The organism is Acinetobacter sp. ESBL14 (assembly GCF_036668815.1).
Taxonomy (GTDB): domain Bacteria; phylum Pseudomonadota; class Gammaproteobacteria; order Pseudomonadales; family Moraxellaceae; genus Acinetobacter; species Acinetobacter gyllenbergii.
In genome coordinates this window covers 1-330 of the sequence record NZ_JAZEVS010000059.1, presented here as the reverse complement: position 1 = coordinate 330, position 330 = coordinate 1, and the positions used below count along the sequence as shown (strand labels likewise).

The 330-nt window shown below is 47.9% G+C and carries 1 protein-coding gene; it reads left to right on the top strand.

Annotation, left to right across the window (positions count from 1 at the left end; genetic code table 11):
* Nucleotides 1-330: Ig-like domain-containing protein (locus tag V6E90_RS21615; RefSeq protein ID WP_332606420.1), on the top strand; the 330-nt coding region annotated here is incomplete at both ends.

Sequence of the window (330 nt, the reverse complement as noted above, 5' to 3'; positions counted from 1 at the left end):
ATGGTGATACCGTTACAGCAACAGCGACCGACTTGGCAGGAAACATTTCATTGCCAGGTACAGAGATTGTTGATGGAGATGGCTTACCACCAGTGGTTGCATTGAATGATGAATTCACCAATGACTCAACACCAGACTTGAGCGGTACGATCAATGATCCGAATGCGACCATTGTTGTGACTGTGAATGGTATTGACTATCCAGCGGTGAACAATGGTGATGGTACTTGGACCCTTGCAGACAATGTATTGCCAGTGTTGGGTGAAGGTCCACATACCGTGACCGTGACTGCGACAGACTTGGCAGGCAATGTCGGTACAGATACAGGTA